This window comes from Acidiphilium sp. PM (genome assembly GCF_000219295.1).
Taxonomy (GTDB): domain Bacteria; phylum Pseudomonadota; class Alphaproteobacteria; order Acetobacterales; family Acetobacteraceae; genus Acidiphilium; species Acidiphilium multivorum.
Genome location: NZ_AFPR01000362.1, coordinates 1 through 4691 on the forward strand (window position 1 = coordinate 1; position 4691 = coordinate 4691).

General features: G+C 71.2%; 5 protein-coding genes and 1 pseudogene. 1 reads left to right on the plus strand and 5 read right to left on the minus strand.

Annotated features, from left to right (window positions below):
* Nucleotides 1–503 (minus strand): annotated as a pseudogene (locus APM_RS12685) (hypothetical protein); the annotation flags it as partial.
* Nucleotides 500–1273, minus strand: coding sequence for an SDR family oxidoreductase (locus tag APM_RS12690; RefSeq protein WP_007423776.1), 774 nt, complete (start codon nucleotides 1271–1273; stop codon nucleotides 500–502). The gene APM_RS12690 and the pseudogene APM_RS12685, both read right to left, overlap by 4 nt.
* Before the next feature lie 143 nt (nucleotides 1274–1416).
* Here APM_RS12690 and APM_RS12695 point away from each other — a divergent pair, with 143 nt between their 5' ends.
* Nucleotides 1417–1809, plus strand: coding sequence for a hypothetical protein (locus tag APM_RS12695; protein ID WP_007423777.1), 393 nt, complete (start codon nucleotides 1417–1419; stop codon nucleotides 1807–1809).
* Between the two features lie 19 nt (nucleotides 1810–1828).
* On the opposite strand, the gene APM_RS12700 is transcribed toward APM_RS12695, so the two are convergent.
* The 3 genes from APM_RS12700 to APM_RS12710 form a co-directional block, all read right to left on the minus strand.
* Nucleotides 1829–2386 carry a cob(I)yrinic acid a,c-diamide adenosyltransferase gene (locus tag APM_RS12700; RefSeq protein WP_007423778.1) on the minus strand — a complete coding sequence of 186 codons (558 nt, stop codon included), beginning with the start codon at nucleotides 2384–2386 and terminating at the stop codon, nucleotides 1829–1831.
* A gap of 10 nt (nucleotides 2387–2396) precedes the next feature.
* Nucleotides 2397–3284 (minus strand): cation diffusion facilitator family transporter, encoded by an 888-nt coding sequence (locus tag APM_RS12705; RefSeq protein ID WP_007423780.1) that lies wholly within the window; start codon nucleotides 3282–3284, stop codon nucleotides 2397–2399.
* A gap of 152 nt (nucleotides 3285–3436) precedes the next feature.
* The coding region (locus tag APM_RS12710; RefSeq protein WP_007423779.1) for a cell wall metabolism sensor histidine kinase WalK at nucleotides 3437–4691 on the minus strand (1255 nt) is incomplete at its 5' end.

Here is a 4691-nt window from a genome sequence, read left to right on the forward strand (position 1 = left end):
AGGAGTTCGTAGCGGTCGAGCGCCAGATCCTCCTGCCAGGGCGCGCCGTCGAGCCCGAAGCAGCGGGCGATGCGGGCGCGCCGCGTCGGCTCCGTGCCCGCCCAGCTTCGCAGGCCGGGTTCGATCCGTGCCAGGGCGTCGTTCGCGGTGCGGCGGTCTTCCCAGGGAAAATAGCGGTACCAGTCCTGCCAGGAGACCTGGCCGCCGAGCCGCGCCCGCGTCTCGCTGCTCAGGGCGAGGTAGGAGATCGAGATGCTGCGCCCGGCGCGGCTGCGGCCGGCGTCGGCGAAGGTGTAGAGCTGCTCGACATGGCCGAGCGGATGCCCGGTCTGGCGTTCCACCCGGTCGCGCAGCCCGGCCTGCAGCGAGCGATGGGCCGATTCGAGCGGGCCGGCGGGCAGGGCGCTGCCATCGAGCAGGGTGAGGACGCGGGGGGTTGCGTCGGTGACGGCGACGACGACGGCGATCAGTTCGGCATGGATCGGGTCGGCGGCGCCGCTCACGGCTTCATCATCCGGAAGGCGAGGCGGGCGGCGAGGCCGCGGGGCGCGAAGCGGGTGCCGAAGGCCATCGCCGCGTTGCTCCGCCCGGCGACGACGCTGGAGCGCCCGGCGAGCAGCGCCGCGATGCCGATCCGCGCGACCTCGGCGCTGGTCATCGCGCTGCGCCTGGTGAAGGCGGAGCGGGTCTGGCCGGCGGCGTCGAAGAACTCGGTTTCGGTGACGCCGGGGCAGAGCACCGTGGTGCGCACGCCGCGCCCGGACAACTCGACATTCAGCGATTCGCCGAGCGAGAGGACATAGGATTTGGTCGCGGCATAGGCGGCGTAGAGCGGCACCGGCTGGAAGGCGGCGGTGGAGGCGACCATCATGATCCGGCCCCAGCCACGCGCGGCCATGGGGGTGGCGAACAGCCGGGTGAGATGGGTCAACGCGGTGATGTTGACCGCGAGCATCGCCTCGGTCCGCGCCCATTCGGCCTCGGCGAAGGCGCCGAAGACGCCGAGCCCGGCATTGTTCACCAGAATGTCGATGGTCGGGAAACGCTCGGCCAGGGCGAGGCGGCCGGCCTCGTCGGCGAGGTCGACGGCGGCGGTTTCGGCGGTGACGCCGAACAGGCGGCATTCGGCGGCCAGCGAATCGAGCCGGTCCTGCCGCCGCGCGGTGAGCACGAGGTCGGCGCCGCGCTGGGCGAGCTGGCGGGCAAGATCGGCGCCGATGCCGCTGGAAGCCCCGGTGACGAGGGCGCGGCGGCCACGGAAAGCGTCGGTCATTGATCCGTCTCCTTTAATAGATCATGATGCCAGCGCAGGAAGGCCGGCGCAATTCGCCCGGCCCGCCGGAGCCGATGGCTTCGGCCGCGACCGGTGACGCCGGCGCGGAACAGGGCGGCTGATACCAAAAGAGAGGAAACCTCATGACATTTTCGATTCGCGTGGCGGGGCTGCTGGTGGCGGCCGGGATTGCGGGCGGCGCCGTGGCGCAGGCGCAGTCGCCCAACGTTCCGCTGGCGACGCGCGACATGACGCAGATGCTCACCGCGATCGGGCATTCCAGCTACGCGGACTTCGTCGCGCCGGCGACGACGGTGTTCAAGGCGCATGTCGATCCCAAGAAATTCCCCGTTCAGGCGGCCGAGATCAATGCGAAGATCCCGCTCGGGCAGCCCTTCTCGGTGAAATACCTGACCACGCAGCGCGTCGGCCCGACGGTGGGTTACATCTTCGAGGTGACGCTGCATGACGGCGACCAGGTCCTCACCGACCTTACCCTGAACAACGGCAAGGTCGCGAGCTTCCACCTGCTCTGAGGCGCATCGCACCCGGCGGTCAGGCGCCGCCGGGTCGCCAGAGCGTGTCGGCCCGGCCTTCGTCGTTCAGCAGGCGGGCGAGGATGAACATCACGTCCGACAGGCGGTTGAGGTAGGGGATCGGGATGTCCGAAACACCCGCCTCGGCGGCGAGGGCGACCAGTTCGCGCTCGGCGCGCCGCGCCGCGGTGCGGGCGAGATGCGCGCGCGCCGCGGCTTCGGTGCCGCCGGGCAGGATGAAACTGGTGAGCGGGGCGAGCCGCGCGTTCCAGTCGGCGGCGGCCGAGTCGAGCCGGGCGAGATAGGTTTCGGTCAGGCGTGACGGCCGGGCCGGGTCGGGCGGGGCGGCGAGTTCGGCGCCGATGTCGAACAGGTCGTTCTGGATGGCGGCGAGCACGCGATCGACCGCCGGCAGTCCGGCGCAGGCCACGCGCAGGAATCCGATCGCCGTGTTGGCCTCGTCCAGCGCGCCGAACACCGCGATGCGCCTGTGGCTCTTGGCGACGCGGGAGCCGTCGGCCAGCGAGGTTTCGCCGCGATCGCCGCCGCGGGTCACGATCGTGTCCAGTTTCACCATGTGGCGTGCCTCATTTCACCATGATCCCCTCGTGCTTGGCCTTGTTGTCCGGCTCGACGTGAATCGTGATGATCACGCCGGCCATCTCCCGCCGCAGGGCGGCCTCGATACGGTCGCATATGGCGTGGGATTCGGCGACCGTCATGCCCCCGGGGACGACGAGGTGGAATTCGAGGAAGCGCGACTGGCCGGCCTCGCGCATGCGCATGTCGTGCGCCTCGATCGCGCCGGCGGCGTGGATGGCGACCAGATGGCGGATGCGCTCGACCATTTCGGGCGGCGGCGCGCGGTCGAGCAGGGCGCTGAGGGCGCGCAGCACGGTCCGCCCGCCCATGAAGGCGATCTGCGCGGCGACGGCGATGGCGATGAGCGGATCGAGCACCGGCAGGTTGGCCAGAATGGCGAGCGAGAGCCCGCCGATGATGCCGAGGGTGGTGATGGCGTCGGCGATCAGGTGGGCCTGGTCGGCGGCCAGCGCCGGGAACTTCCGCGTCGCGCCGGAACGGCCGAGCGCGAGCGCCCAGAGCGCGTTCACCACGCCGCCCGCCGCGTTCAGGCCGAGACCGAGTTCCGGTGCGACGGGCAGGCGGGGGGCAAGGATGGTGCTCGCGGCGCGCTCGAGGATCAGCACCGCGGCGAAGATGATCATCCCGCCCTCGGCGACCGCGCTGAGCAGCTCGGCCTTGGCATGGCCGTAGGGATGCTCGGAATCGGCGGGCTTGGCGGCGGCCTTGAGCGCGATCATGACCATGACGGCGGCGAAGACGTTCACCAGCGATTCCAGGGCGTCGGAATAGAGTGCCGCGGAATGGCTCACCCGCCAGGCGGCCGCCTTCAGCCCCAGCGAAACGAAGCCGATGGCGACGCTGCCGGCGGCGAGGCGAAACGGGACGCGCATGGGTGTTCGGGCCGATCCTTCTGCCGGTGCTGGTGCCGGAAGCCCCGCTCTATCCACATGATCAGGCGGGCATCTCTCTCCGATCGGACAAGCCGGTCCGACCGGAAGATGCTCTAGCCCAACCCGGCGGCGGATGAAACCGCCGGCGCCGGTCAGGCCGAGCGGCGCGCCGGGACCGCGGCCAGCGTGGCTGCCGGCAGCCAGACGCGGCAGGTCGTGCCCTCGCCCTCGACACTGTCGATCAGCAGGCGGCCGCGATGGCGCATCACGACATGCTTGACGATGGCAAGGCCGAGCCCGGTGCCGCCCACCGCGCGGGCGCGGCCCTTGTCCGCCCGGTAGAAGCGCTCGGTCAGGCGCGGCAGGTGCTCGCGGGCGATGCCCGGCCCGTCGTCGACGACCGATACGAGGACGCCGGGCTGGTTGAAATCGGCATCCGGCGTCGCGTGCGCCGTCATCACCACGGTTCCGCCGGCGGCGCCGTGCTTGAGCGCGCTGTATTTGACGGCATTGTCGATCAGGTTGCCGAAGACCAGGGTGAGCTGGCCGGAATCGCCGGGCAGGGCGGGCAGGTCGGCGGCGATGTCGAGCGTCAGGGTGGCGGACGCCTTTTCGAGAACCGGCTCCATGAAGCCGGCGACCTGGCGCAGCACCGGCCCGATCTCGATCTGTTCGGCGGGGGGCTGGTGCTCGGTCATCTCGATTCGCGACAGGCTGAGCAGGTCGGCGATGATCCGCTGCATCCGCTCCGCCTGTTCGGCCATGATGGCGAGGAAGCGCGGCAGGGCCTCGGCATCGCCCAGGGCGGGGCCGCGCAGGGTTTCGATGAAGCCGATCAGGCTGGTCAGCGGCGTGCGCAGCTCGTGGCTCGCATTGGCCACGAAATCGGCCCGCATCCGGTTCAGCTCGCGCTCGCGCGTGCGGTCGGCCAGCAGGATGTAGATCGGCGCGGCGCGGCCGGTATCGCCGCTGCGGATGACGGTCGCGTCGAGGTCGCGCGGCACCGGTGTTGCGAGCGAGATGGTCGCGCGCACCGGCTGCTCGGCCAGCTCGACCTCCGCCAGCGCGGCGCGGAGCTGCGGATGGCGGAGCAGGGCGGATTCCTCGGCGCCATAGGCGCGGACCGCCGCGGGATTCCGCCAGACGATGCGCCGCGCGCCGGGCGGGCCGTCGAGCTGGAACAGCGCGTCGGGCAGGCGGTTGAGCAGCGAATGGCTGTAATTCGCATCGGCGGTGACGGCCTCGCGGGACTGGCGCTCGGCCGCGATCGTGTGGATGATGCGTTGGGCGAGATTGGTGAGCCCGGGCGTGATCAGCCGGAGTTCGGCGGGAGCCGAGGCGGCGAGCGCCTCGCTGAAGCGCCGCAGGTCGCGCGCGAGCACGACGCCGGCGGCGACCGACCAGACG